The organism is Streptomyces sp. V3I8, assembly GCF_030817535.1.
Lineage (GTDB): Bacteria > Actinomycetota > Actinomycetes > Streptomycetales > Streptomycetaceae > Streptomyces.
In genome coordinates this window covers 7,769,486-7,795,740 of the sequence record NZ_JAUSZL010000002.1, presented here as the reverse complement: position 1 = coordinate 7,795,740, position 26,255 = coordinate 7,769,486, and the positions used below count along the sequence as shown (strand labels likewise).

The following is a 26,255-nucleotide window of genomic DNA, read 5'->3' as shown; positions in this document are numbered from 1 at the left end:
AGGTCCAGGTCCAGGTCCAGGCCGGGGAGGTCCGTCCCGAGGAGGGAGAGGTCGAACCCCTCCAGGTCGCCGAGGGCGTCGAAGTCGAAGCTGTCCAGGACCGACGGGCCGGCGTCCGGCATGTCCAGGTCGGGCAGGTCCGCACCGGGCTGCGACTGCGCCGTCGGGGCGGTCTGTGCGGCAGCGGTCCCGGGCGCGGTCCAACGCGGCGGCAGGCCGAGGCCGGACCGCAGCGTGTCGGCCAACTCCGCGGCGGACACCGCCGCCTCCTTCGCCCCGGTCGTCGCCGTGAGCAGGTGGCCGGCGACGCGGAGCACCGCGTCGCGGAAGCCGTCGGTGGCGTACCGGACGTCGGCGAGCACCGGGTGCGGTTCGGGCGGCAGCACCAGGGCGACGGCTGCGGACCAGGCGCGGGAGAGGTCCCCGTCGTCCGTGTCCTGCGGCGCGGCACCGGTGACGTCGGCGCGGGTCCGCGCCCACAGCCGCCGTGCGACATGGGCGGCCACCGTGTCCAGGGTGTCCGTCCACGGCCCGGGACGCGCCATCCGCACCCGGACCAGGTCGAGCGGGCTCAGTGCGCTCGCGGGCAGCCGGCCGTCGCCCAGCATCGCCTCGACGCGCTGCCCCGCGGAGGGCGTGCCGCCCGCCTCGCCCAGTTCCGTCAGGCTCACGGTCTCGTCCGCCGCGGGGGCCGGCGGCGCGGGCGGCAGGTCGTCCGCGGTGACCTGCCCGATGATCCACCGCGTCAGGCCGGCGTCCCGGGGCACCACCGGGGACGGGTCGCCGGGTTCGGAGCCCTCGGCCGCGTCGGTGGTCCGTGCCGCGCCCAGCTCGTCCGGCGCGACCCCCAGGTCCCGCAGCCGTGCCTCGGCGTCCTCCAGCAGCCGGCGCGCATCGTCCGCGGCGGTCCAGGCGTCCGTGACCGCCGTCGCGTCCCCGCCGCTGCGCTGGGCCGTCGCGGCTTCGGCGGTGGCCGCGCCGAACGCGGCCAGCGCCCGCGCGTGCGTGTCCCACGCGGCGGTGAGGCGGGCGTCGGGCGCGGTGCCGGTGCGGGGGGCGGCGGAGTTGGCCGCCGCCGGGACCGGGGTGTGCCCGGGGTCGGGGGCCGTGCCGACCGGGTCGCCGTCGGAGGGTTCGGTCCGCTGCCAGGAGGCGGCCGACACGGGCCGCCCGTCCGGGCCGGGCAGCATCGCGACGGTGTACGTCCCGGTCGCCGGGTCGTGGTGGAGGGTGGTGGCGCCGCCGGTGCTCCACCAGTTGCGGGCCGAGTTCCGGGCGCCCTCGCCCGGGATGCTGCCCCGTACCGGGCGCCCCGCGGCCGGGCCGCCGTGCGGCAGCACCACGACGACCTCGGCGTAGCCGTCCTCGGCGAGCAGCTCCGGGTCCCGGAAGACCAGTTCGCCGAACTCCTGGGGCGGCACCGGTCCCGGCATGCGCAGCCCGTCGGCGTCCCCGTCGGCGACGTACACGAAGGGCGCGGGGCGGTACGGGTCGGCCGCCCACGGGGCGGGTTCGGTGCCGACGGGCATCAGCGAGCCGTCGGGGGCGTGTCCCAGCACGGTGATCACCGCGGGGTCGAAGGTGCCCTCCGGACGGTCCACGCCGTCCAGGGCACGGCCCCAGGACGCGCCGTCGTCGTCCGTCAGGAGCCGTTCGGGGTCCAGCGCGCCCTGCCGCTCCAGGTGGAAGGCGGTCAGTTCCTGGACCTGCCAGAGGTCGCGGCCGGCGGCCGCCGCCTGGCGTGCCACCAGGACCGCTTCGTCGAACCGGGTCGCGTCCGGGGCCGGCAGGTGCAGCACCACGGAGGCGAACGCGCCCCGGTCCACCTGGCCGGTGAAGACGGCGGTCCGGTAGGACGCCCACAGCAGCCGGGACAGCTCGGCCTCGCCGACCGGCTCGGCGGCGTCCAGGCCCAGCACCTCGCGGGCGAGGCTCTCGCGCCGCGGCGCGGTGGCGAGGCCGTCCAGCATGTGGGTCAGGTGCGGCAGACCGATCCAGTCGGTCAGCGGGCCGCGGCGGCCCCCTTCCCATCGCTGGGCGGCCTCGGTCAGCAGAGCGAGGTGGGCGTCCGGCGTGAACCGCGGGACCGGTCCCGCCTGCGCCGCACCGGAGTGGCGGACGAGGATCTGCTCGTACAGGTCCATGGTGAACCGGCGCGCGCCGTCCCGGTTGAGCCGCGGGTCCGCCTCGTGCATCAGGTCGAGCGCGCCCATGCCGCGCAGCAGCTGCGGGTACTGCGGGGTGTCGTCGACGGCGGGGCCGAAGATCTGGCGCAGCGCCCGCACTAGCCGCAGGGTCCGCTCCGCCGTCTCCGGCGGGACGGGCCGCGGGCCCTGGTGCAGTCCGGCGTCGCGGGCCCGCCGGCCGAGGGCGTCCCCGGCCGGTTCCGGCCGGAACATCACCCAGTCGTGGGTGCGGCCCCGCGCGTCGGTCTGGAGGTTGATGTGTGTCCCGGCGGAGCCGGTGGGACGGTGCTCGACGGCGTTCATCAGGACGGACGCGAAGACCGTGCGGTCCGTCTCGTTGGCGGTGTGCTGGGCGACCGCGACGGACGCGAGCGGGTCCGGCACGAACGGAAGGGGGCCGTCGATGTGGCGGCCGTGCATCTCGCCGATGCCGGGGGCGGTCGCCGCGTAGCAGATGACCAGCACCACGGGGTGCTCGGGGGCCAGTGAGGCCAGGCTGCGGCGGCGGGCGAGGGTGCGGGCGAACCGGGGCCCGTCGTCCCTGCGCTCGCCCTGCGGGGTGTGCCACATGACGGTGCCCGGCAGGCCGTGGTTGCCGGCGAAGTACGGCTGCGGCAGGTTGAGTCCGACCCAGGGCACCACGGTGGGCGCGGGGCGTCCGAAGCCGTATCCGTTGCGCTGATGGGCGTAGGCCGTGATCGATCCCAGCCGGCTGTGGGCCAGGGTCCGGGACCAGCCGCCGTCGGCCGAGTCCGCGAGGTCCATGGAGAGATAGCCGGTCGCCCGGGGTCCGTGGTGGCCGATGGAGACGGCGGTGACCCGGTCGTCCGCCGGGTCGGCGGAGGGTGCGGGCGGCGCGGCGGGCGGGCTGAGGAGCCACTGGCTGCGGGGGGCCCGGTCCACCTCGTCGAGGAGGAGCAGCATCGAGCTGCCCGGGGTGTTCGGAAGGGATCCGATCGAGGTCCGTCCCGCGGTCGCCCACACCTCGCGGCCGGTCCGGTCGGCGATCGAGCGCGCCAGGTCCAGGTCGGCACCGGCGCCCCGTTCGACGTGCAGGAGCACCGTCGCGTCGGCCGGGAGGCCGGCCAGTTCCGCGTCCAGGGCCAGCAGTTCGCGGAGCACCTCGGGCCGTACGGCGCGCGAGAACCCGCCGAGTCCGCGCACCACCACGGCGTCGGAGTCCGCGGTGAGCAGCAGGGTGTAGGGGTCGGGGCGGCCGGGGACGGCGCGCCACGGTGCGGCCTCCGGGCCGCTGTGGCCGGTGGTGCCGTCGGGCGAGCGCGAGAGGCGGCCGGTGAGGTCCGGGTCGAAGTCGCCGGGCAGCGGCCGGCCGAGCCAGTTCCAGCCGCGGCCGTGGCCCCGGGCGTCGGTGAGCCGGAAGCCGGGGTGGAACGCCCCGCGGCGGACCAGGTGGTGGGCGGAGAGCGCGTCCAGGCTGCCGGCCGCCGCGGTGCCCGGGTCGGCCACCAGCCGGAGCAGGGCGCCGTGGGCCGCCGCGTTCAGCGGGGTGGCGGGGTCGGTCAGCAGCACCCGGCGCGCCACCGCGTCCAGGTCGAGGAAGCCGCCGCGCAGCTCAGGGTCGGCCTCGCGCAGCCGGTCCAGCCGTTCCAGGCCCTCGGCGGCCCGCTGCCGGTCGAGGTCGTCCAGGGAGCCGAGACCGTACAGCGCGTCGAGGATCGCCTCCAGGTGCCGCTCCGTCTCCTCCACGGTGACGGGCTGGGCGGCCGGGGCGGTGGTCCGGGCCGGGCCCGGGGCCCCCGGGTGGTTGGCGAGCTGCGGGGCCGGGCGGTTGGACCGGCCGGCGACCGGCCGGGTGTGGACGGGGCGGTGCGGGAGCGCGCGGTGGGTGCCGGGACCGCTCCGGCGCTCGCCGGTCCCCGCGTCGGACGAGGGGCCGCCGGTCTGCGCGGCGGACGGCGGGTCCAGTTCGGTGAGGAGGGCCTGGGCGTGCTCGTCGGGAAAGCGTCCGTCCCGCGCGACGTCGTCGCGCAGTTCCTGCTCGGTGAGCGGGTAGACGTTCCAGTAGCGGCCCCAGTTGTCCTGGTAGTCCAGGGACGGGTCGTGGCCGGGGATGTCGTCGAGCGCCAGCTGGGCGCCGCGCATCACCTCGTGGAACGAGTGGTGGCCGGCCGACAGGGAGATGGCGATCATCCCGGCCCGGATCAGCCCGAGGTCGAGGTCGATCCCCCACTGGTCCCGCATCCGGGCGGCGTGCAGCAGGAAGCGGTACGTCGATCCCGCGGTGCCGGTCAGGACGAGGCCGCCGGTGTCCTCGGACAGCTCCTGGATCGCGGAGCTCATCGCGATGTCGTACGCCGAGGAGGCCGGCATCCAGGCCAGCCTTCCGTCGGCGACCCCGAGCCCGCGCTCCGCCCGGCTCAGCGGCGGACGCACGTCGTCCGGGTCCGTCTGGACCAGCAGCGGCCGGGTGGCCTCCGCCAGCGCGGCCTGCTTCTGCGCCGGGGACAGACTGTCGTCCCGCTGGATCTCCTCGGCCCGGCGCTCCAGTTCGGCACGGACCTCCGCCTTGCGGCGGCTGGGCCGCTCGGCGGCGATCTCCGGGTGCTGCTCCTCGGGGCCGCCGAGCAGCTCGGGCACCAGGTCGCTGGAGATCCCCTGGAACAGGAACGTCACCAGTTCCCGCAGGTTCCCGCTCCGCAGCACCTGCTGGAGGGCGGGCCTGGCGGTGCCCACGGAACCGGCCAGACTCGGGTTCGCGCTGCCGAACGCGCCCAGACCGTTCGGGTACTGGAGCCGCGCCCGCTCCCACGCGGCGCGGGCCATCTTCCGGAACTCCTCGGCCACCGCCTCGTTGTCGGCGAGGTGCTCGGCCAGCCGCCGGTCGAAGGCGGCGGACTCCTCGGCGTAGCGGATCCGCGCCTGCACCCATGCGGGTACGGGGGCGCCGCGGTCCGGGCTGGGGGCCGCGGAGCGGCGCGGCGTCCGGGAGCCGTCGCGGACGGAGGAGCCGGCCGGTGCGGTGCTGCCGGAGCGCCGCCCGGTGGCCGGGGCGAGGTCCGCGGAGGTGGGCCGCAGCGGCGCGGGGGTCCCGGGCCGGGGCGGCTGCCCGGTGGTGGCGGGGTCCGGCGGCGGGGCGGGGGTGTGGCGCCGGTCGTCGATACCGACCGTCACCACCCGTCCCTGGTCCGGGTCGGTGGCGCGGCGCACCCGCTTCGCCTCCAGGGCCACCGGGAAGTCGGACAGGGTGACGTGCGGTCCGGGGAGGGCCGCCTGGAAGTCCTTCAGCAGCCGGTCCAGCCGGGTGCCGAGGGCAGCCCTGACCGCCTCGGCCCGCTTGCGGCCGCTGGCCTGCGAGCGGTTGCCGTGGCCGGTGACGGTGATCCCCGGCAGCGGCAGGCCGTTGGCCCGGTTCCACAGACCCGCGCGCGCCAGCGACCGGGCCAGCGCGTCCAGGGTCGCGTCCGCGTCGGCGGACGGGGTGTGCTCCTCCTGCGCGAAGGCGATCGTCCGCTGGTGCCAGCGCGGCGCGTGGCCGTGCAGGACCACCGTGGTCAGCGGGTTGGCGACGGCGGGCGCCTGCTCCGACAGGAGCGCCGCGTTGACCTCGTGCGCCGATTCCCCGGGGCGCCTGCTGTAGGCCCGGAAGAACCACAGGTCCTTGTCCTCCGTCACGGGGGCCGCGGAGCGGACCGCGTCCCGGGCGCGGGCGCGGGCCGCGTCCAGGTCCCGCTGGGCCAGCGCGTGTTCGGGGCGGTCCTCGGGGAAGTACCACCGCACCTGCTCGGCCTCGTGGACCTCGGCGAGCGCCCGCGCCACGCGGACGAACCCTTCCAGCCGGCCGGTGGCGGCCTCGTCCGCGCCCTCGCGCCGGGCCGTGTCGAGGCGCCGGCCGGCCTCGTCCGCCAGCCGCTTCAGCTCGTCCTCGGCGTAGCGCTCCAGGTTGTCGTCGACGATGTCGTCGAGCTGGTCCGCCGGGATCTCGGTACGGGAGTGGGTCTCGTTCTCCAGGGTGATCTGGTGGGTGCCGTCCTCACTGGCCAGCACCACCTGGGCGAAGTGGTACGGGGCGTGCGGGCCGACCCGGTCGCCGGGTTTGGCGTGGTTGTGCGTGAACAGCTGGGCGCCGCCGTCGTTCGTGGTGCTGACCGACTGGATCAGGTAGCCCTCGCCGACCTGAGCCCAGGCGAACTCGTTGACGCCGACGCGCGCCGCGGCGGCGGTCAGCGGGCCGCGCCGCGTGTTGTCCGGGGCGTGGCTCAGGGCCCGGCCGTACTCCTGGCCGGGGGTCGGCGCGCCCACCACGCCGCCGGTGAAGCGCTGGTCCGAGCCCGCCTCGCGGGCCGCCCAGCCGGGGGTGACACCGGTGGCGGGACGGGTGCCGTCGGCGACCTCCGTCAGTGCCTGGGCCAGGTGGTGGGTGCCGGTGACCTCGCGGCCGTGCAGTGCGTTGACGGGGACCGTGGCCACGGAGCCGTCCGGGCCGCGGAAGGCGAGGTGGGAGAGCGGCGGAGCCTCGATCCCGGCGACCGTCCGGGCGAAGTCACGGGTGAAGGCGTGCTCGGAGGAGCCGGAGGGGGTCAGGAACCGCGGCTCCACCCGGAACAGCGGCTCGCCCGTCGAGCCGTCCTCCTTGGTCAGCAGCACGCTCACCGACGGGTCGACGACGAGCTGCATCCCGGCGGCGGCCAGCAGCGCCGAGGAGCGCTCGACGGCGGCCCGGGTGGCGTACACCTGCCTGCTGCGGCCGGTGGTGTCGTCGCCGGCCGAGAGCAGCGCCAGCGTCCGGTCCGCGGAGATGTGCAGCGGCGGCCGGTCGGCGGCGCGGACCTCGACCTCGTCCTGGCGGGGCAGGACGAGGGCCGGCGCGTCGGACCCGTCCGCGGCCCGGACGTCGCCGACCGTCCGGGGGGACATCTCGGTGAACAGCACCCCGGTGCCGTTCTCGTCGACGACCCGGTAGTCGCGGGTGATCAGCGGCCGGGGGCGCAGGGCGTCGGTGCGGCGTTCCCGTTCGAGCTCCTCGACCATCCGGTCGAACTCGGCGTCGCCGTCGCTGTCGGAGTCGCTGCCGAAGTCGCTGCCGTCGTCGCTGTCGCTGCTGAGGTCGCGGGCGCCGCTCAGGCCCCGCTCCTGGGGCGGCGGGGGCGTGGTCCAGCCCGCCGCGGGGTCGCCGTCGGGCTGGTGCAGCAGCAGGTGCCGGGCTCCGGTGTCGGGGTGCGTGACGATCTCGGCCGGGCCCTGCGGGTACCAGACGGGCCGGGCCGTCGTACCGGAGACCAGGTCGGCGACGCGCGCGGCGTACGCGGCGGGGAGCGCCAGGACGATGTCCGCGCCGGGCGGCCGCCGGGAGTCGTAGGAGATGAGGCGGGCCATCTCCACGGCGTCGCGCACCACGAAGGTGCGCCACGGCGTGACGATCTCGATGCCGCCTCCGTCGGCCTCCTCGGCGACGAACAGGTAGGGGTTGCGCCACGGCGCGGGCTGCCGGACGCGCCGCCCGGAACGCTCGGTGAAGGTGGTCCCCAGATCCGGCAGCGGCTCGTCGCCGTCGGTGAAGTCGCGTCCGGCCGGGCTGCCGTCCGCGGTGCGCAGCAGGGTCTCGTCGGCCAGGGCGTCCCGCCGGATCTCGACCTGCCGGTCGATGAAGTACTCCGCGAGGCCCTCGGCGCTCGCGAGGTCGTCCGAGGAGGCCTCCAGCGCCAGCGAGCCGAGGTCCAGCACGTCCTGGCCGGTCATCGGCGCACGGCGCGGCATGTGCAGGACCCGGCGGGTGAGGTCGGCCAGTCCGTCCCGCAGGCTGCGGTCGCCGGCCGTCTCCCGGACCAGCCGGTACAGCGCCTGGGAGGTCTCCTGGAGCCGGGCGCGCGGGGCCCTGCTCCACTGCGGTCCGAAGACCGGGCCCAGCCAGTCCGGGGAGGCCCAGACCGGCGGCTCGGCCGTCTCCTCGTCCTCGGAGTCCGTGTCGTCGTCCGAGTCCGTCCCGGAATCGGACTCCTCGGCGGCCGGGGCCGTGCCGGGGGGCAGCGGCGGCGGCACCGAGCCGTCCGGTTCCGTCTGCGGGGAGGGTCCGGGCAGTGACACCGGGTCGGCCCAGGTCCGTTCCCGGGTCTCTTCCGGCGCGTCCGTCCACGCCTGGTCCCAGCTCGCCCCGTCCGCCGGGACGTGCACGGGGAGGTCGCCGGCGACCGCGGCCCACACCTGGAGGTGGCGGTCGCGCAGTCCGCTCTGCGCGAGACCGGCCGGGGCCGGTTCGCGGAACGGCCCGAGCAGACTGCCGGGGGCGTGCAGCCGGGCGGGGTTGTCCGCGCCGCGGGTCTCGTCCCGCAGGAAGAGCTGGTGGGCCAGCTCGTGCGCGAACTCCACCGGGTCGGCGTCGGTCCACCACGCCCGCTGGTTCATCGGCTGGTCCCGGCCGACGAGGTCGACGGTCAGGTGCGGGTCGGCGTCCGGGGCGACCAGGGTGAGGGAGACGTGCACCCGGTCGCCGTTGGGAAGGCGGTGGCCCGGCCTGTTGTAGAACTCCTCGACGCCCTCGCGCACCCGCGCCAGTACGGCCTCGGGATCGCCCTGTCCGTCCCCGGGGCGGAGCGCGAGCCGGACCTCCAGGTCGGTGACGGTCTCCCCGCCGAAGGCGATGCGGCGTACGCCGAAGGAGGAGCGCACCACGACGCGCGGCCGGTCGTCGAGACGGGCGCGCGGTGCGGGGCTCTCGCGCAGCGGGATGCGGAACGCGGCCTCGCCCTCACCGTCCGGCACCAGGTAGAGGGACGAGGAGTCGGTCGTGATCCGGTACGGCGCGGCGTCCGGGTCGAGGTCGGCGAGGGCCGGGGCGAGGGTGTCGATGTTGGCGACCCTGCCGAGCCATCCGCTGTCGCCCCGCAGGAGCGCCCCGGTCTCGGGGTGCACGAAGTCGTCGCCGAACCGCGTCCATCCGGTCGGCGGGATCTCCTGTCCCTCGGGCAGCCGCAGGTGCCCGGTGTCGGCGACCTCGTAGCGCAGCGGCTCCGAGCGGGACTCGGCGGCGCGGGTGTAGGGGAACCAGCGCTGCGGCTGCGGCTCGGGGCTCTTGCCCTTGCCGGAGCCGGCGGTCCCGGCGGGTGCCTCGGCGGCGGGCAGCACGCCGGGGGGCACCCGGTCGCCGAAGCGCGGGCGCATGACGGTGACCGGACGGCCGATCGGCCAGTGCTCGGCCAGCGGGTCGAGGCCGTCGTCGGGGGAACCGCCGCGCAGTCCACCCGGCAGGGAGCCTCGTGTGACGACCTGCCGTGCCCCGCCGCGCCGGTCGTCGACGCTGATGTCGACGGTGCCGGCGCCCTGTTCCCCGACGGAGACCCGGCGGCCGCGGGCCGTGGCGGGCACGACGGCGATCCGGTCCGCGCCCAGGTGGGGCCCGGGGGTGCCGTCCTGGAGGTCCGCGAGCGCGGACGCCAGCTCCTGCCGGAACGAGGCGGCGACCGCTTCCGCCCGGATCCTGCCGAGGTCCCGGCCCACCAGCGCGGCCGGGCGCCGGCTGACCACGTCGACCTGCGGCATCGGCAGCCCGTTGTCGGCGTTCCACAGCGCCGTGCGGGCCACCACCTTCGCCAGGTGCCGGACGGCGAAGACCGCCGCCTCGGGCGTCTGCTCGGCTCCCTTGGGAAAGGCGACCGCCGCGGGCACGGCCTGCTGGCCCCGCAGGACCACGGCGGTGAGCGGGTTGGCCTCAGCCGAGGGCTCGGTGCTCAGCAGCTCCGCCTTGGAGTCGTGCGGCCACTCGCCCGGTCGCTGCGAGAACATCCGCATGTACCACAGGTCCTTGCCCGGCAGGACGGGTTCGACCTGTCCGATGCGGGACATCACGGCCTGGACGGCGTTGCGCAGCTTCCGGTTGGCCTCGGCCCGCGGCTTGGATCCCTCGGGGGCCGAGGCCCGCTCGGTGTACGCCTCCTTGGCGTGGGCCAGCGCCTGGGTCAGGAAGAGGTAGTGCCGCAGTTCCGCGAGGTCCTCGGTGGTTCCGGCCTCCTCCCGTCGCTTGATCTCGGCGAGCAGCCGGTCGGCGTTCTCCCGCATCTCCTCCACGGAGAAGTTGTCGACGTTCGCCCGGATCGCCCGCTCGTGCCGGTAGGCGCGGGCGGAGACCCGGGAGTGGTTCTCCAGCGAGATCTGGTGTGTTCCGTCCTCGCTCGCGAGGAGCACGGTGGCGAAGTGGTAGCCGAAGTGCCCGCTGCCGGACTCGGCCTGCGGCTTGGCGTAGTTGTGCTCGAGGCTCGCCTGGCCCTGTTCGCCGGCCGCGGCGATGGACTGGAAGACGTACCCCTCGCCGACGTCGGCCCAGGCGTGCTCGTTGACGCCGATGCGGCCCGCCGCCTCGGAGAGGGCCGTGCGTCGCGGGTTCTCCTCCTCGGCGAGGCTCAGCGCGCTGCCGTACTCCTCACCCGGCAGCGGTCCGGTGCCGTCGCCGCCGGTGGGGCGGTTGTCGGAGCGCACCAGCCCCGCCGCCCACCCGGGACCGGTCGCGCGCAGGGGCAGCTTCCCGTCCGCGACGCCGTTGAGGCCCTCGGCCAGCAGGTGGGTGCCGGTGACCTCCGTTCCGTCCGAGGCGTTGGCCGGCGCGGTGACCGCGGGACCGCCGCCGGGGGTGCGGAAGACGAGGTGCGAGGTGCGGGCGTTGCCGGCCAGCGAGTCGGCGAAGTCGCGGCACACCTCCTCGGTGGAGCGGCCCGAGGAGCTCGCGAAGACGGGCCTCACCAGGAACAGCCGCCGGGCGCCCGTGGGAGTGGGCAGGACGACACCGACGTCCGGGTCGGTCTCCAGCCGCGTGGTGATGCCCGCGCGCTTCAGCTTCGCCGACGACCGGGCGATCGCCTCGGCGGTGGCGAAGACCTGCTGCCCGTTCGCGCCGTGCTCGACGGCGAGCGTGCGGTCGGCGGAGATCTGCAGCACGGGACGGTCGGCCGTCGACCTCTCCAGGTAGTCCTGGTGGGTCAGGGCCAGTTCCGGGGCGTCCTCGACACCGGCCAGGGCGCGCGGCGGCCGCATACGGCCGCGGGTGGGGCCCGGCCTGCGGAAGAGGACGCCCTCGCCCCGGTTGTCCACCACGCCGTAGTCGCGGGTGGTCAGCGGCCTGGCCCGGCGGGCCTCGACGCCTTCGGCCGGTCCGGTGTCCTCCCCGCTGCGGTCCGCCGTGTCCGGGGCCGGGGTCCGCGTGTGCAGGACGGGGTCCTGTCCCGGCAGGACGGACGCCCATGCCCTGGCGCCCCCGTCGCGCACCGGGCCGACCAGCAGGTGGTCGGCACCGCTGCGCCAGTCGGTGGCCGGGTGCGGGGCCAGCCCCGAGAACCAGACCCGGGAGCCGGTCAGGTCCGCCACGGTTCGGGCGATCGACTCGATGTCCTCGTGCGGGAACCCCAGCACCACGTCGGCGCCCTCGGACCGGGCCGGGTCGCGCGCCACCAGCCGGGCCAGCTCGGCGGAGTCCTCCACCCGCAGCGTCCCGCTCGAAGTGTGCAGCTGCGCGGTCTCCCCGGAGGACTGGGCGAGAACCAGGTGGGCGTCCGACCAGGGGGCGGGCCACACGACCAGCCCGCCGTCCTCGTCCTGGGCCGTGTAGGAGCCCGCGGACGGCACCTGGTCGGTGCCCGTCCAGTTCCGTCCGGCGCCCTGCCCGGGCCCGAATTGGGTCTCCTCCGTCAGGGCGGCGTCCTGACGGAAGAGGTAGTCGGCGAGAGCGTCCTCGTCGGCCAGTTCCTCGGGCGAGGCGCTGAGCGCCAGTGATCCCAGGAGCAGCAGGTCCCGCCGGCCCACCGGGGCGCCGGGGGCGAGGTCCAGCACCCGGCGGGCCAGGTCGTGCAGGCTCTCCAGGACACCGGTCGCCACGGAGGCCGTGTCCCCGTCCTGGCGGGCCAGGTTCCACAGCGACTGCGCGGTGTCGAGCAGCGTCTCGGACGAGTAGTCGTAGCGGGCGGCGGAACCGAACAGCAGGTCCGTCCATGCCTGCGGCACCGCGTCCGGGTCGCCGTCCGTGCTCGTGGTGTCGCCGTCGCTGTCCTCGGTGAACTGGAAACGCGACAGCGCCTCCGCCTCGGGGTCGCCGGTACGGAGCCGGTCCAGCGCCTCGGTCATCGCATCCGGGAACTCCGCCCAGCCACTGCGCCGGTCGGACGGCGGCGGCGGAGGCAGCGCGGTCCGTCCGTCCGCGTCCGTCCCCGGCTGCGTGCGGGTGTCGGGGGCGGGCGGTACGGGCGCGGGTGGGTGCGGCTGGGCCAGGTGGACGCCCTCCGCCTGGTTCCACAGGGCACGGAAGCCCTCGTACATCTCGTTCTCGGCGCGGGTGGTCTTCACCGGGTTGGCCGGGCCGAGGCCGTCCTGTCGCGGGCCGGCGCCGAACAGCCGTTCGAGGATGGGGAGGAGGGCGGGTTCGTTCCGCCGCACCCAGTCGGCGCCGTTGTTGCGCGGCTGTCTGGTGTACGGGTCACGGCCGGTGTTCGTGCCGAGGTAGGCGTTGACGGCCTGGGCGAAGTACTCGAACTCGTCGGTGGAGGAGTAGTTGTCGGCCGGCCGGCCGTCGGCCGCGCGGCGCCGCGGGCCGTCCGGCCACTCCACGTCGGCCGGGTCCTGCCCGGTGGGCGGGGCGAGCTTGGTGCGGTACGCGGTCTCGACGGTCCGCCGGTCCGCGTCGCCGAGCCCGTACAGGTGAATGGCGTGCGCGAACTCGTGGGTGGTGGTGGAGTACCCGTCCACGTAGCTCCGCGCGCCCGGCACGTCGGTGCTCTCGCCGAGGAGGTTCTCCTCGGTGATGCCCGTGTGGAGCTGGCCGAGGCCGCGCACCGTGTCCCAGGTGCGCCGGTCCGCCGGGGAGAGCCGGCGGCCCGCGAGGTCGCGGAACGGGTCGAGCGTGGTCAGCGCCTCGTTCTTCGGCACCACCAGCACCCGGGCGCCCCGCTCCAGCAGCCGCGCCGCCACGGTGGGGTCGTGCAGCATGGCGGCGATCCGCGCCCGTGCCTCCCGCCCGGCCGACACCGGCTGGTCCACACCGGGGGCCACCTGCACGATCAGCTGGGCGGCCGTGGCGGCGAATTCACCCTCGCCCAGGGCCGAACGCAGCGCCGCCAGCAGGGAGGGGTCGGCCGCCAGCCGTTCCCGGTCGGCCGCCGGCAGCAGCGCCAGCTCCGCCGCACGCTCGGTCTGCGTCATCCCGGGCAGCCGCGCCGCCAGGTCGGCGAGGGCGCCGGTCGGCGGCGGGACGGGCACCGCCGGGCCCGCCGGGTCCGGATCGGCCGTCCGGCCCTGCGTCGGGGCGGCGGTCTCCCGGGCGGGCGGCGGGGGCAGCGGGATGCTGGCCCCGGCCGGGACCGGGGCCGATGTGGGTGCGGGGGCGGGGGTCAGCCGGGTCAGCGGGACGAAGTCGCCGCCGCGGCGGCGGAGCCGGACGTGCGGGCCGGCGCCGCCGGCCGGGCCGGCGTAGGTGTGGGCGGTTCCGTTCTCCTCCACCAGGGTGACGGTGGCGCCGGTCGCGGCGGCGGCCCACTCGGCCACCGCACGGTCGGCCCCCGGACCCCACGGGGCCTCGGCGAGGTGGCGGCGCAGACGGCCGTCGCGGGCCTCCTGGCTCGGCGCGGGCTCACCGGGGCGGGCGATCGGGGGCGGGGGCGAGAACAGGGCGTCGTGCTCCGCCCGGTCGCCGGGCAGGCCGTTCAGGCGCATCAGCTGGGCGGGGGTGGCCCCGGCGCGCATGCGCAGCCGTGCCGCCTCCCGGCGGTCGAGTCCGGGCTGCTCCGCGGCCTGGCGCAGCACCGTGGAGAGGGCGCCGAAGAAGCCGTTGCCGCGGCCGGTGGGCGCACCCTGGGCGTACGTGGCGCCGTCCGGCGCCGTGAGGACGCCGTCGCGGTCCAGGCGGTAGCGCGGGCCGCTGCTGTCGGCCGGCGGCAGCCAGGGCGCGGTGCTGTGGCTGCGGTGCGCGGGCGGCTGCCCGGGCGCGGGAGGCGTGCCGTCGGTACCCGTGGTGCCGGCCGCCGGGGCCGGCAGCGCGGTGGCGGCCGGAGCGGGGGTGCCGGTCGGGAGAGCGGCGTGGAAGAAGCCCTCGTGGGCGAAGAGGACGGGATCGCCGGCCGGATCCACGGAGGCCGCGTCGACGCCGTGCGGGAGGAAGAGCTGATCGCGGCCCTCGCCGGTCACGACGGTGACCGGGGTGCCGAGGACCCGGGCGGCGAGGGCGGGCAGCAGGTCGGCCCCGCCGTGGTCGCCGGCCCGCCGCTCGGGCGGTTCGCCGTCCGGGAGCTCCGTGCCGTCCTGGCGGGGCTCGCTCGCGAAGGGGCGGGCCAGGGCGGTGGCCGCGAGCGCCACCCGCTGCGCCGGGGTCGGCCAGTAGGTCTGCGGGAGCCGGCCGAGGGTGTCGAACTCGGCCTGCTGCGCGGGGGTGAGCACCACGCCGGCCGCGTCGAGTTCGGCCTGGGTGAAGGTGTCCGCCGCGTCCAGGGCGAGGGCGTCCAGCAGGTCCTCGTTGCCGTCCTCGCCCAGCTCCCAGGCCAGCCGGTCACGGGCGGTGCCTACGGCCTCCGCGGTGACCGCCGGATCGCCGGGGTGCCGGACGAACCGGTCGGCGAGGTCGTCGCCCAGGAGGTACGGCAGGCGGCCCCGCGCCCCGGCGGCGGCGAGCAGCGCGTGGAAGAACGAGGCACCGTCGTGCGGTACGTCGTGCAGTTCGCGCACGGTGGCGCCGTCCGGCGAGGTGAGGGTGCGCGGCGCGGAGTCGGTGGCGTCGGTGACGGTGTACGGCTCGGGTGCCTCGGAGCGCCAGTCCGGCTCGGTGTACTCCTGCGGCGCGTCCGGCACGGTGACCGTGGCCGAGCCCTGGTGGTGGGCGGTGAGGCGGGAGGCGGCGAGCTGCAGCCGGTGGTGGTCGCGGGCGGCGGCGTCGGTGCGCCGCTCCCAGCGGTGGACCTCCTCGCGGGCGGCCTGCCAGGCGACGACGGCCGGGGACCAGAGCACGTCCTGCGGCAGGTCGGTCAACGGGCCGGAGTTGTCGTCGCCTAGCGCGGCGCGGTCCGCGTCGCTCAGGTCGAGCCAGGTCTCCCGGGCCCGGGCCCGCGCGTCGTAGTAGTTCTTCTCGGCCGTGGCGAGGTCGGCGGCCGCCTTGGCCTGGCTGTCCCAGGCCGCGAGGACCTCGTCGGGGAACGTGGAGTCGTCCAGCAGCCCGTAGTCGCGGGCGAGGTCCTCGCGGAGCCAGACCAGGGCGGTCGTCCGCGCCTCGGCGGCGCGCGGCCCGCGCCGGGCCTTGCCGAGCGCGCGCAGCGGGCGGCTGTCGGTGACCCGGTGGTCCACCTCGGCCACCGACAGCCAGCTCACCGGCACCGCGAAGAGCATGCTCCGGTCGGTGACGACCTTGAGGTGGGTGCCGAGGGTGGTGTCCGCGGTGCCCTTGAGGGCGGTGCTGTCGTTCGTGCCGGCGATCGGGACCGTGACGCCGGGGTTGGTGACACCGGCGTTGCTGTTGCCCGCCAGCGGCGCGGTGCCCACCGCGCCCTCGACGTTGTCGGTGATGCCGGCCTCCTGCGCGTCGGAGGTCTTGGCCCGCTGCATGGCCTCCATGCGCGGCTTGTTCTCCACGGCGAGCAGCCGTGCGCCGCGGCGGTGCATCTTCGCGTAGAGGCGGGAGTCGGCGGTGTGCGACTGGCCGAGGAGGTGGGCGGACGCCTGGGTGGGCAGCGCGGCGCCGTGCGCGCCGAGCGCCGCGCGGAAGCCGGCGGTCAGGCCGACCTGCGTGGTGGCCTCCTGCTGGGCCTGGCCGGGCGCGGTGCCGAGGCCCGTGAGGGGGGTGAGGCGGGCCATGCGTACGCGGCTGGTGAGGACGTCACCGGTGTGCCGGCTGCCGAGGTCGCCGTCGCCGAGGCCGTCGGCGCGGGCGGTGGCGAGGGTCAGGGCGTCGTGCACGTTGCCGGCGCCGCGGACGTCCACGGCGAGGATGCCGGAGCCGATCTGGTCGTCGAAGGGCAGGACGTCCGGGTCGGGGCCGCCGGCCGGGTCCCCGGCGGCGGAGGTGCGCCAGGCGGCGACGCCCTCCGGGCGGGCCTGGGCGGCGGTCAGCACCCGCACCGCGCGCTCGGGTTCCGGCACGTCCTGCTCGGTGAGCGCGCCGTCGGCGCCGTCGCCGTCCGGGGTGAGCAGGCCGGCCGGGAGGAACTCGTTGAGACTGCCGACGGGGACCGCGGAGACGCCGGGGGCGAGCGCGTCGCCGGCCGAGTCCGTCATGGTGATCGTCAGGGCGTAGCTGGTGACGATCTCGGCGTGGGCCTGGGTGGTGGCGATGTTCGGCATCGCGGTGGTGCCGGCGGTCCGGGTCCGTGTGCTGGACCGCTGCTTGGCCGCGGTGCCCTGGAACGAGGGGTTGGCGATGAGGATGCCGTCCTCCGCGGCGCGCTGGCCGCCGCTGAGCGTCACGTCGGCGCCGCGGTCCTGGGAGATGCCGCCGGCGTCGTCGCGGGCGGTGGTGCGGTAGTCCTCCAGCTCGTAGCCGGTGCGCAGCCTGTCCACGGTGGTGGTGACCGGTGTCAGTTCGAACCGCAGCTGTCCGGGGCTGCCGCCGACCGGCAGGTGGAAGGGGCTGGACCAGGCGCGGTAGCGCACCGGCAGGGTCATCCCGTCGGTCGTCAGCTCGTGCAGGTGGGCGGCGAGGAAGTCCGGGGAGAGCCGTTGGAGGACCTGCTCCCGGTCGTGCGAGGGCACCCCGATCCGCGTCAGCTGGCCCAGCAGCCGCTGTGCCGCCGGACTGGCGTCGAGCTGTCCGCTGGGGTGGCTGGGGAAGCGGCGGAACCGCAGGTAGGGGGGCAGCCGGTAGCCGCCGCCGAGGTTGTGCGGAGTGCTGTCGCCCAGTCCGTCCGGGGCGAGTCCGGCCTCGATGACGTCCTGCATCGGCAGGTGGAACATGACCGCTTCGCGGATGCGCTGGAGCGCGGCGGCGGCCCGGCGCGGGGCCAGAGCGCTGCCGAGGCGGTCGGACATGCGTCCGGCCATCGAGCTGAGGCCGGCCCCGGCGCGGGTGCCGACCGCTCCCATCGCGGCCGTCCACCGGTCCCGTACCGCGATGGTCTCGGCGGTGTCGGCGACCACCAGGTACATCCGCCCGGCGAAGGAGACCGTGGTGTTACGCCCCTGGGTGAGGGTCTGCGAGACGCTGCGGCCCTTGCCCCAGGCGTACTGCAGGGCGGCCGAGTAGGAGCCGACCACCGCCGGCTGGCCCGGGGCCTGCTGCAGCGGCATGTCGGCGCCCTGGAGACCGAGGGTGGTGCGCGAGGCGGTGCTCGAACTTCCGTTGATGCGGTGCTCGTTGCCGACCGTCGTCTCGGAACCGGCCGCCTTGGGGTCGCTCTTGACCTGGAAGTTGCTCAGCTCACCGCGGACGGCTCCCTTGAGGTAGTGGGTCCGGAACGGCCCGGCGCCGTTGAGCCCGGCGATGCGGGAGCCGAACGGGCCCAGGTACTGGCCGATCTGACCGGCCACGCTGAGGTTCGCCATCGCCCGGCGCAGCGCGGTGCGCACCGGGGCGCCGGGCGCACTGACGTGCCAGGAGGCGCCCGAGGCGCGGTCGGCGGTGTCCTGCATGAGCTGCTGCCGCTGCGGGCCGCCCTCGGCGCTGAGCACCACGTGCGGGGCGCTCAGCAGCTTCTTGGTGAGCTGCCGGTCGGGCGAGTCGGTTCTGGGCAGCGGGCGGGTGCCGTCGAGGAGCTGGTCCGCCTCGGTGGCGGAGAGCAGCTGCGGGACGGGTGCGGCCGCCGGGGCGGGGGCGGGTCCGGTGGGCGGCGGGTCGGCGGGGGCGTACCGGTCGGAGCCGTGCGCGGACGGTACGGCCAGTTCCACCCGGCCGACGGTCTCGTTGCCCCGGCTGAACAGGGGCCGTTCCTCGACCTTGCTGACGAAGACACCCGCGCCGAGCAGGCCGACCGTGGCGAGCCGGGCCCAGCCGCGGGGGCGGCGGTGGCCCTCGAAGGAGGCGCCCAGTTCCACCTGGTAGCTGTAGAGGTCGGCGCCGGTCTGGAACATCAGGTGGTCGTGGACGGCCGCGACCGTGCTCCGGGTGGCCTTCTGGTCGGTCCTGGCGTGCCGGAGCCCGACCGACACGTTGCCCGCCTGGCGCGGCACCCCGACGTCGGGCACCTTGTCGTGGTCGCGCGGCGAGACGCCCAGCTCGACACCGCCGGACAGGGTCATGGCGGCCTGCTGGCCCTGACCGGAGACCTCGGTGCCGATCACCGCGTTGCGCAGCGAGCGCTCGCTCATGGTGGTCTCGAACCGCCGGTCGGTGAGACGCGCCTTGAGGATGAGCGTGTGGTGGCCGCGGCGTACCTTGCCGTCCTCGGTGAGGGTGACGGGCACGCCGGTGGTGGAGAGGTCGTCCAGGCTCTGCGCCAGGGTGGGCCGGTTCAGCGCCTCGCGCACCTGGCGGTCGTTGTGCAGCGCGGTCCGCATGCGCCCGTCGCCGTACCAGAACTTGGCCAGCCGCGGGTGCTGCAGCATGAACGGCGGAACGAACAGCGACGGGTACGAGCGGTGCAGCGTGTCCAGGACGGCGTCCGAGAAAACCCGCATGGGGTCCTGGGGGGCGGGCTGCTGGGTCTGAGGCTGCTGAGTCTGGGTCTGGGTCTGGTTCTGGGTCTGGGGCTGCTGGGTCTGGGTCTGGTCCTGACCGGACGGCTGGGACTGGGTCTGTACCGGGGGCTGGGTCTGCGGCTGTCCCGACGGCTGCACCAGGGTCTGCGGGGCGGCGACGGGGCGGAAGCCCTCGGCGCGGACCTGCCCGCTGAGGTGGACCGGGTCCTCCCGGGTGAGGTACCACGGCACCGGCGGCTCGGCGTCCGGGTGAGGGCCCGTCCGGCCGGGCGTACGGCTGTCCCAGCCCGCGAGGCGGCGCGCGTCCTGGGTGGAGATCCAGTCCAGGCTGACCACCCGGACCGGGCGGGCCGCCGACGCCGGCTCGCCGGGCTTGCGCACCATGAGGGTGCGCTCCACGCGGTAGAGCGCGACCGGGTGGTTGCGTACGCGGCCGGTGGTCTTGCGGGCCGCGTCGACGCCGAGGTAGTGGCCCCGGCCGGTGGAGAGGTCCGCGCGGACCAGCGGGCCGCCCTGCAGGCGTACGTCGGTCTCCAGGCCGGGAAGGGTGTAGTTCGGCCCCGCGGTGACCTGGAAGCCCAGACGGGTGTCACGGACGTGCCCGCGCTCGTTCTGGTACGTGGTCTGGGTGAGGTCGCGCAGCTCCGCCTTGACCGACTCCGTGACCAGGGTGGCCCGGTGCGGCACCGACCGCTCCACGATCAGGTGCCCCAGCGGGTGCTGCCCGCTGCCCCGCGTCAGTTCGGGCCCGGTGACAGGCCCGGAGAACCGGCCGAACAGCCCGAGCAGCCGCCCCGGCCGGAGGTACGAGACCAGGGTGCGGTGCGCCGAACTGCCGGGCCGGGCGCCGGACATGGCGATCGCCATGTCCTCCGGGGCGTCCGTCAGGTGCAGGCCGGTGGTGTCGGTCATCCGCGGCTCGATCCCGTCCGGGAACGTGAGCGTCCTCGGTGCCCGCCGAGGTCCCTCGTAGGGGACGGTGAGGTCGTCCGGCAACCGCCAGCTCAGTCCGTCGCGCATCGCGAACTCCGCGGTGTGCACCCGGGTGCGCTGCCAGTCCGGCTTCGGCAGGGAGGGGGCGGGCCCGGCGCCCTTCGGTGCCTCCGTGACGCGGTCCACCCGTACCCGGTAGTGGACGTCGTCCAGGTGCAGGTGCGAGCCCTCCCAGTTGCGCCACTCGGACTGGTTGTAGGCCTGGGTGCCCTGCGCGTAGTCGGTCCGGCGGGTCCAGCCCAGCGAGAAACCGATCTTGAGCAGCCAGTTGAGCGGCGGGCCCATGCTGAGGCCGCCGGCGATCCGGCGCCCGAAGCCGACGCTGCGCCCGCCGCCCGTGCCCGCCTGGCCGCGCCGCACGGTGTCGATCCGGACGGTGCCGCCGTCCACATTGGCGAAGCGCTCCCAGCGGTGGTACGGGATGGCTTCGACCGTCATCTCGTGGCCGACCCCGGACTTCTCCCGGCCGACGAAGCGCGCGCCGCGCGGGGCGGTGAAGGCGTCGGGCTGCTGTATCAGCAGACGCATCAGTTCGGCCTCGTCGAACTGGTCGCGCAGCTTCTTCGGCAGCTTGCCCAGGATCTCCTCGGCGACCTGTTCCGGCGAGCGCAGGGTGGTCTTGCCGATCCCGGTGAAGAGTCCGGCCGGACGGCTGCGCGCGGTTCCGGAGGGCCTGCCGCCGGGGGCGCCGTCGTCCGGGTCCGCGCCGGGGTCGATCAGGATCGTGGGCAGCCGGCTGCCGTCCTCGAACGTGACGGTCCGCGGTACCGGACCGGGCGGCCGGGCGTCCGGACCGGTCAGCAGCCGTGCCGGGCGGTAGCGTTCGAGCTGGGTCTCCAGCGGTACCCGGTCGCCCCGGTCGGGGGTATCGGTGTCGGGGCCGTCCAGCTCGGTGATCCCGCCCATGCCGCGCAGCCACTCCCCGAAGACGTCGTCGTCCGGGTCCTGGGCGGCCGGGTCCTGCGTCGCGGCCGAGCTCTGCGTCGCGTTCGGGTCCTGCGTGGCGTTCGGGTCCGGGTTCGGTTCCGGGGTGGTGTTCGGGTCCGGTACGGGGGTGAGCGGCGCCGTGGCCGGGATCAGCGCGTCGAAGTGATCGGTGCCGTTGTAGGACAGGTGCAACGCGCCGCCCTGTCCGCCCGGGTTGAGGGTGTTGACGAAGGTGGTCCCCGGCGACCGCGGATCGGGCTGGACGAGCCGCAGGTCGAGGTCGAGGGTGTGGGCCAGCGCTTCCGGCAACAGGTCCGCGAAAGGGGAGGACCACAGCGCGGAGCGCTCGGCCGCCGCGGCGACGAGTCCCCTCGCGCCGAGCCGCCGCGCGTCGGCCGGAGTGGGCGCGACGGCGGCGAGTTCCGGATAGTCGCTCTCCCGGAGGATCCGCTGCCACGAGCCGGTGTCACCGCCGGTGACGACGGCCTGCGCGATCCGGTTCCAGCGCCGCCCGACCCGGTCCCGTTCGGCCTCGTCCCGGACCCCGGCGACCGCGCGCATCCGCAGGTCGTCCACCACGGAGAACACCGGGTCCGGGATCGCCACCGCCATGGTGTCGCCCAGTTCGGTCCCGGTGATCCGGTCGCGCAGCAACTGGCGCAGCCCGGCGACGTTCCGCGCGGCCCACGCCGGTGGCACGTCCCGGCTGCGCGCGCTGTCGAGCAGTGACCGGAAGAGACAGTTCCCGCCGCCCGGGGTGTCCAGCCGCCGCAGGGCGAGACCGTCCGCGTGCACGGTGTCCGCCGTGCCGGGCGCGGCCTTGCTCAGGAGGGAGACGTCCTCGGCGAGGCTCTCCGGGCGGCCCGACGCGGACGCCAGGTCGGGTCTGCGGCGGGCGAGTTCGGCGGTGTCCTGCGCACTGAGGTCCAGCTCGGACAGCGGCAGCGGGGTGCCGGAGAGCGACCAGGTGATCTGCGCGGAGGGCGCGTAGGCGAGACCGCGCACGTCCTCGGGCGAAACCCGGACGGTCGGCGCGAGTGCGGGCGGCGGCGGGGGCAGCAGGGCGTCGAGCGTGGTGTCGGGCCCCGCGGTGCCGCGCAGCCCGGCCGCGGCGCGCAGGAAGCCGGTGTACTGCTCGACGGTGGGACGGGCGGAGGGGTCGGCGGTCGTGGCGCCCGTCGCACGGCCGTGGTCGACGACCATCCGGCGCAGGAGGTCCGGGGTCATCCGGCCGTCGCCGTAGCGGGCCGCGGTGTCCTGGCTCAGCCAGCGCAGGCCGTCCACGTAGGCGAGGCCGGCGAGCAGTTCGCGGTTCTCCGGGCGCTGTTCGGCGTCGGTACCGAGGGCGTCCCGCAGCGTGCGGACCTGCTGGAGGGTGCGGGCCCGGGCGAAGGCGTCGGCCGGTTCCGGGCCCGCGTGCAGGCCGGCGTCACGCACCAGCGCGTCCAGGTCGCTGCCGTCGGGCTCCGGGGTGAAGAGTCTCCAGCTCCCCGGCCCGTCCGGTCCCTCGGTGAGCACCGCGCGGACGTTGCCGTCCTGGTCGCGGGCCGTGCCCACCTCGGTCGTGGGCGCCCACACCTGCCGCTTCGTCCGGTTCGTCACGTGCTGGGCCACCGGCAGCCCCGCCACCTCGGGCTGGCGTCCCGTCTTGCAGGAGAACAGCACCAGCGGCCGGTCCGAGTCGCCGTCCTGCGCCCAGGATTTGAGCACCTCACCGAGCTGTACGCCGCTGACCTGCACCGTGGGGCGAGTCGGGTCCGTGGTGCCGAGCGTGACGGTACGGGAGGTGGCGTGCGCCACGAAGCGGTCGGCGCCCCGCTCGGTGTCCGAGCCGGGCAGCGCGGTCGGCGGGCCGGTGAACACGGTACGGCGGACGGGCGGGTCGGCGGCCGCCGCCGTGTTCCGCGTCACCGGGCCGGCGGACGTGGTGCGCACCCCGCGGAAGGTGTCCTGGTCCAGCAGCGCGCGCCGCCCCGCGCCCTGCGCCGTACCGTCCTCGGCCACACCCTGCGAGATGGTCAACGTCTGCACCGCGCGGCCCGGCCGGGGCCTCGTGGTCGCGTCCGGCACCAGGCGCCGCAGCTGTGCGACGGGCACGGTGTGGCCGTCCAGGGTGGTGACGACCGGATCGCCCGCGGGCCGTGCGGGGCCGTTGCCGTTGCCGTTGCTGGCGGTGGTGCCGTTGCCGGAGGCGGCCGGCCGCACGACGATCCGCCCGGTGGGCGGGAGTGCCACGGGGGGTGTCGCCGGGGCGGGCGTCGCGGTCCCGTCGTCCGGATCGGCCGGGGGCGGCGGAAGCGGGGTCCCGCCGTTCCCGGACCCGCGCCCGCCGCCGAGGTCGGCGCCCTGTCCGCCGGTCGCGTCACCGTCGCCCGACTCCAGATGGAGGTCGGTGGCCGTCTCCGTCCACGGGCGGGACAGGGTGGCGAGCTTGGCCGTGGCGGGTGCGCCCGTGTTCGTGTCCGTGGGGACGGAGTTCGGGGCGGCTCCGATGCTGTCCAGGGCCGTTTTCACATCCGAGACGAGCTTGGGACGCGCGGCCGGATCGAGGACCGGGTCGGGAACCGGGTCGCTGTCGGTCGTCACGCCGCTCTGCGTGGCGGGACCGGAAGTCGTGGCCGGGGCAGGGTTCGTGGCCGGGGCCGGACCGAGGGCGTCGGCGAGCGGCAGCAGCACGTCCGCGCCCGGGAACGCGGTGTCCGAGGTGTCCGGGGTGCCGTCCGGCAGCACGGCGGTCGGCGGGCCGGTGAGCGTGCGGACCCGGACCGGGGCGCCCGGAGCCTCCCGGGTCAGCTCGACGGCTGCGCGTACCGGACGCCCCGCCCCGTCCGGCGCGACCGCCGGCCCGAGCACGACGGCCCGGTCGACCCCGGCCCCGTCCAGCAGCTCGGCCGCCTCCGGCGCGCCCTCCCCCGGCGGCGGCACCTCCGAGACGACGATCGTCAACGGCTGGGCCTGCGGCCGGCTGTCCGAGGAGTTCGTGGTGGCGGGGGCCGGACCGGACTTCACGTCACCGGGGCTGCCGGTGTCGCGTACGTCGCCGGTGTCCGCGTACGACCCGGTGGTGCTCACCTTCGGCGGGGCGGCGGTGGGGTCGGAAGTGCCGTCGCTGCCGGCCGGGTTGACGTCCTCCGCGGAGGGCGCGGTCTCGGTCTCGGTCTGGGTCTCGGGAGAGATGACGGTCTGCGGCGACTGCGAGACCTGCGGACCGTCGCCGGTGGCGGCGAGCGGGCCGTCGCCGGGCGTGGTCTGCGAACCGTCGTCGGGCGTGGTCCGGGCGGTGTCGTCCGTCGTGGCCTGTGAGGTGTCGGTCGTCGTGCTCTGCGAGCCGTCCGCCGGGTTCGTGACCTCGGCGGGATCACGGGTGCCTTGAGGCTGTGTACCGGCGGAACTCTGGTTGCTTCCGGCGGCGGGGACACTGCCCGGCCGGGCACCGGTGCCGGTGCCCGAGCCGGTGCCGGTACCAGTGCCGGTGCCGGTACCAGTGCCTGTGCCGGTACCAGTGCCGGTGCCTGTGCCGGTACCAGTACCGGTCCCAGTGCCCGAGCCGGTGCCAGTACCTGTACCTGCGGCTGTGCCTGTCCCTGTCCCTGTGCCTGTCCCCGTCGTAGTCGAGTTGGACGAGCCGTTGGACGGGACGGGACCGCCGGCGCTCTGGTCCGGCGCGTTCCGGACGTCGCCGTCCGGCGACGTCTCCGGCGCGGGCGCGGCACCGTTCAGGTCGGCGGCGGCCGGGGCCGGGGCGGGGGCGGGGTTGCCCGTGGAGCCGCCGCCGAAGCCGCCCGTGGCGATCGGGGCGTCCACCGTGACCGGCGTACCGAAGGCATCGAGGACGCGGCGGACCTCGTCGGTGCCGATCTGGGCCGCAGGACCGTTCCCGGCCGGCACCACCCTGACCTCGGGCACCTGCGACAGGTTGCCGTGCAGGCTGTCGCGGACATCCAGCTCGGTGCTGCCGGGCAGCGGGGAACCGCGCAGGGCGGCGAGATCGCGCAGGGCCTGCTCGCGGACCTCCGGGGTGCCGTTGTGGATCTGCTGCCACAGCTCGTTCTCGGCGGCGGTCACGGGCAGCGGGCCCGGCGAGTACGCAGGCGGGTCCACGCTGCTGTACGGCGGCGGGTCCACGCTGGTGTAGGGCGGGGGCGAGTCGGTCCCGGTGAAGTCCCCGGTGCCGTTGTTCCGCTGCGACGCCGGCGAGGGCGAGGGACGCGCGGAACCGTTGCCGCTGCCGTTGCCGCTGCCGCCCGAGGAGCCCGAGGTGTCCGTGTCCGAGGACCCTTCGGCGCTGTCGGGGCCACCGCCGGTGCGCGTGGAGCCGTCCGAGCCGTGCGCGCCGGTGCCGGTGCCGCCGCCGGAGACGGTGGGCGGCATCCGCAACTTGTCGATGGCGTGGCGCAGTTCGGCACCGCTGTTCAGGGCGGTGTCGCTGAGCGTGGCCTCGACCTGGCTGCTGAGTCCCGCACCGACGAAGGTGGACCAGCTGGTGGACCAGTCGCCGTCGAAGGCGCCCTTGATCAGGATCTCCGCGAGCGCCTCGCCGGCACCGGCGGCGAGAAAGTCGGCCGTCCCCTTGAGCCCGTAGTGCCCGGCCAGCGCGCCCGGCCGGTCGGCGTTGTTGCGCAGGATCTGGTCGTTCCGCCACAAGTTGGTGTTGTTCCGGAAGGACAGCGGGTTGTTCCGGAAGGTGACCGGTGTGTGGTTCCCCAGGCCGGGGCCGTTCCCGTACGGGTTGGCGTTGGGGTCCGGACGGTCCTTCGGCTTGTTGTCGTGGGGGGTCGGGGTCGGGTCGGGGTTCGGCTTCGGGTTGGGGGTCGGGCCCTTGTTGTCGAAGTCGAGCTTCGGCGGGTTCTTGAAGTCGGGATTGTTCTTGAAGTTGAGGTCGGGCCCGTTCTTCAGGAAGTTGTTGTCGTAGCTCTTGACGATGTTTCTCGCGAAGTCGTCGAAGATGCTGGTGAGACCGCCGGCGGCGGCGCCGAACGCGGCCGACTTGAGGATGTCGTTCCAGTCGAAGCCGTCGGGGCGGCGGCCGTTGGGGGCGAAGTTCATCATCGCCAGCCGCACCGCGAAGGTCGTGAAGGCCTCGGCGAACGCCTCGGTCAGCGAGGGTGCGATGTGCAGCCGCTGGAGCAGGTGGCTCAGCGTGGTCAGGATCATGAACCGGCTGCGCAGCTTGGCCATCATGATCTGGCTGGCCGAGGCGCCGCCGGTGAAGAAGGACATCGCCAGGTAGAGGGCGATCTCGATGAGCAGCCGGATGACCTCGGCGATGACCTGCCACTTGGACTCCATGATGTCCATGGAGGTCTTGCGCCGGCCCTCGGCGATCTTGTCGAGCTGCTCGGCGAAGTCGCGCAGGTAGTTCTTGCCGCCGTCGTCGATGAGCATGCCCATCGCCTTGCCGTACGACTTGGCGAGGTCGTCGGGCATGACCTCGGCGATGTCGTGGATCGACTTCGCGATCAGCGACGACATCCGGTCGAGCTTGCGGCCCAGGCCGGCGTAGGGCCGGCGGCTCTCGTAGGCGAGGTCCTCGTCGGCGTCGATGAGCCTCTCACCGGTGAGGATGAAAAGCATCGCGTTGACCTCGGGCGAGGCCATCATGCTCAT

Annotated in this window: 1 protein-coding gene (cut by a window edge); it reads right to left on the bottom strand. The window is 75.5% G+C overall.

Features of this window, described 5'->3' with window-relative positions; genetic code table 11:
- Positions 1-26,255 carry the 5' portion of a lonely Cys domain-containing protein gene (locus QFZ75_RS34475; protein ID WP_307543247.1) on the bottom strand. It extends 11,629 nt beyond the left edge of the window, so only the first 26,255 of its 37,884 coding nucleotides appear in the window; the start codon lies at positions 26,253-26,255; the stop codon falls past the left edge of the window.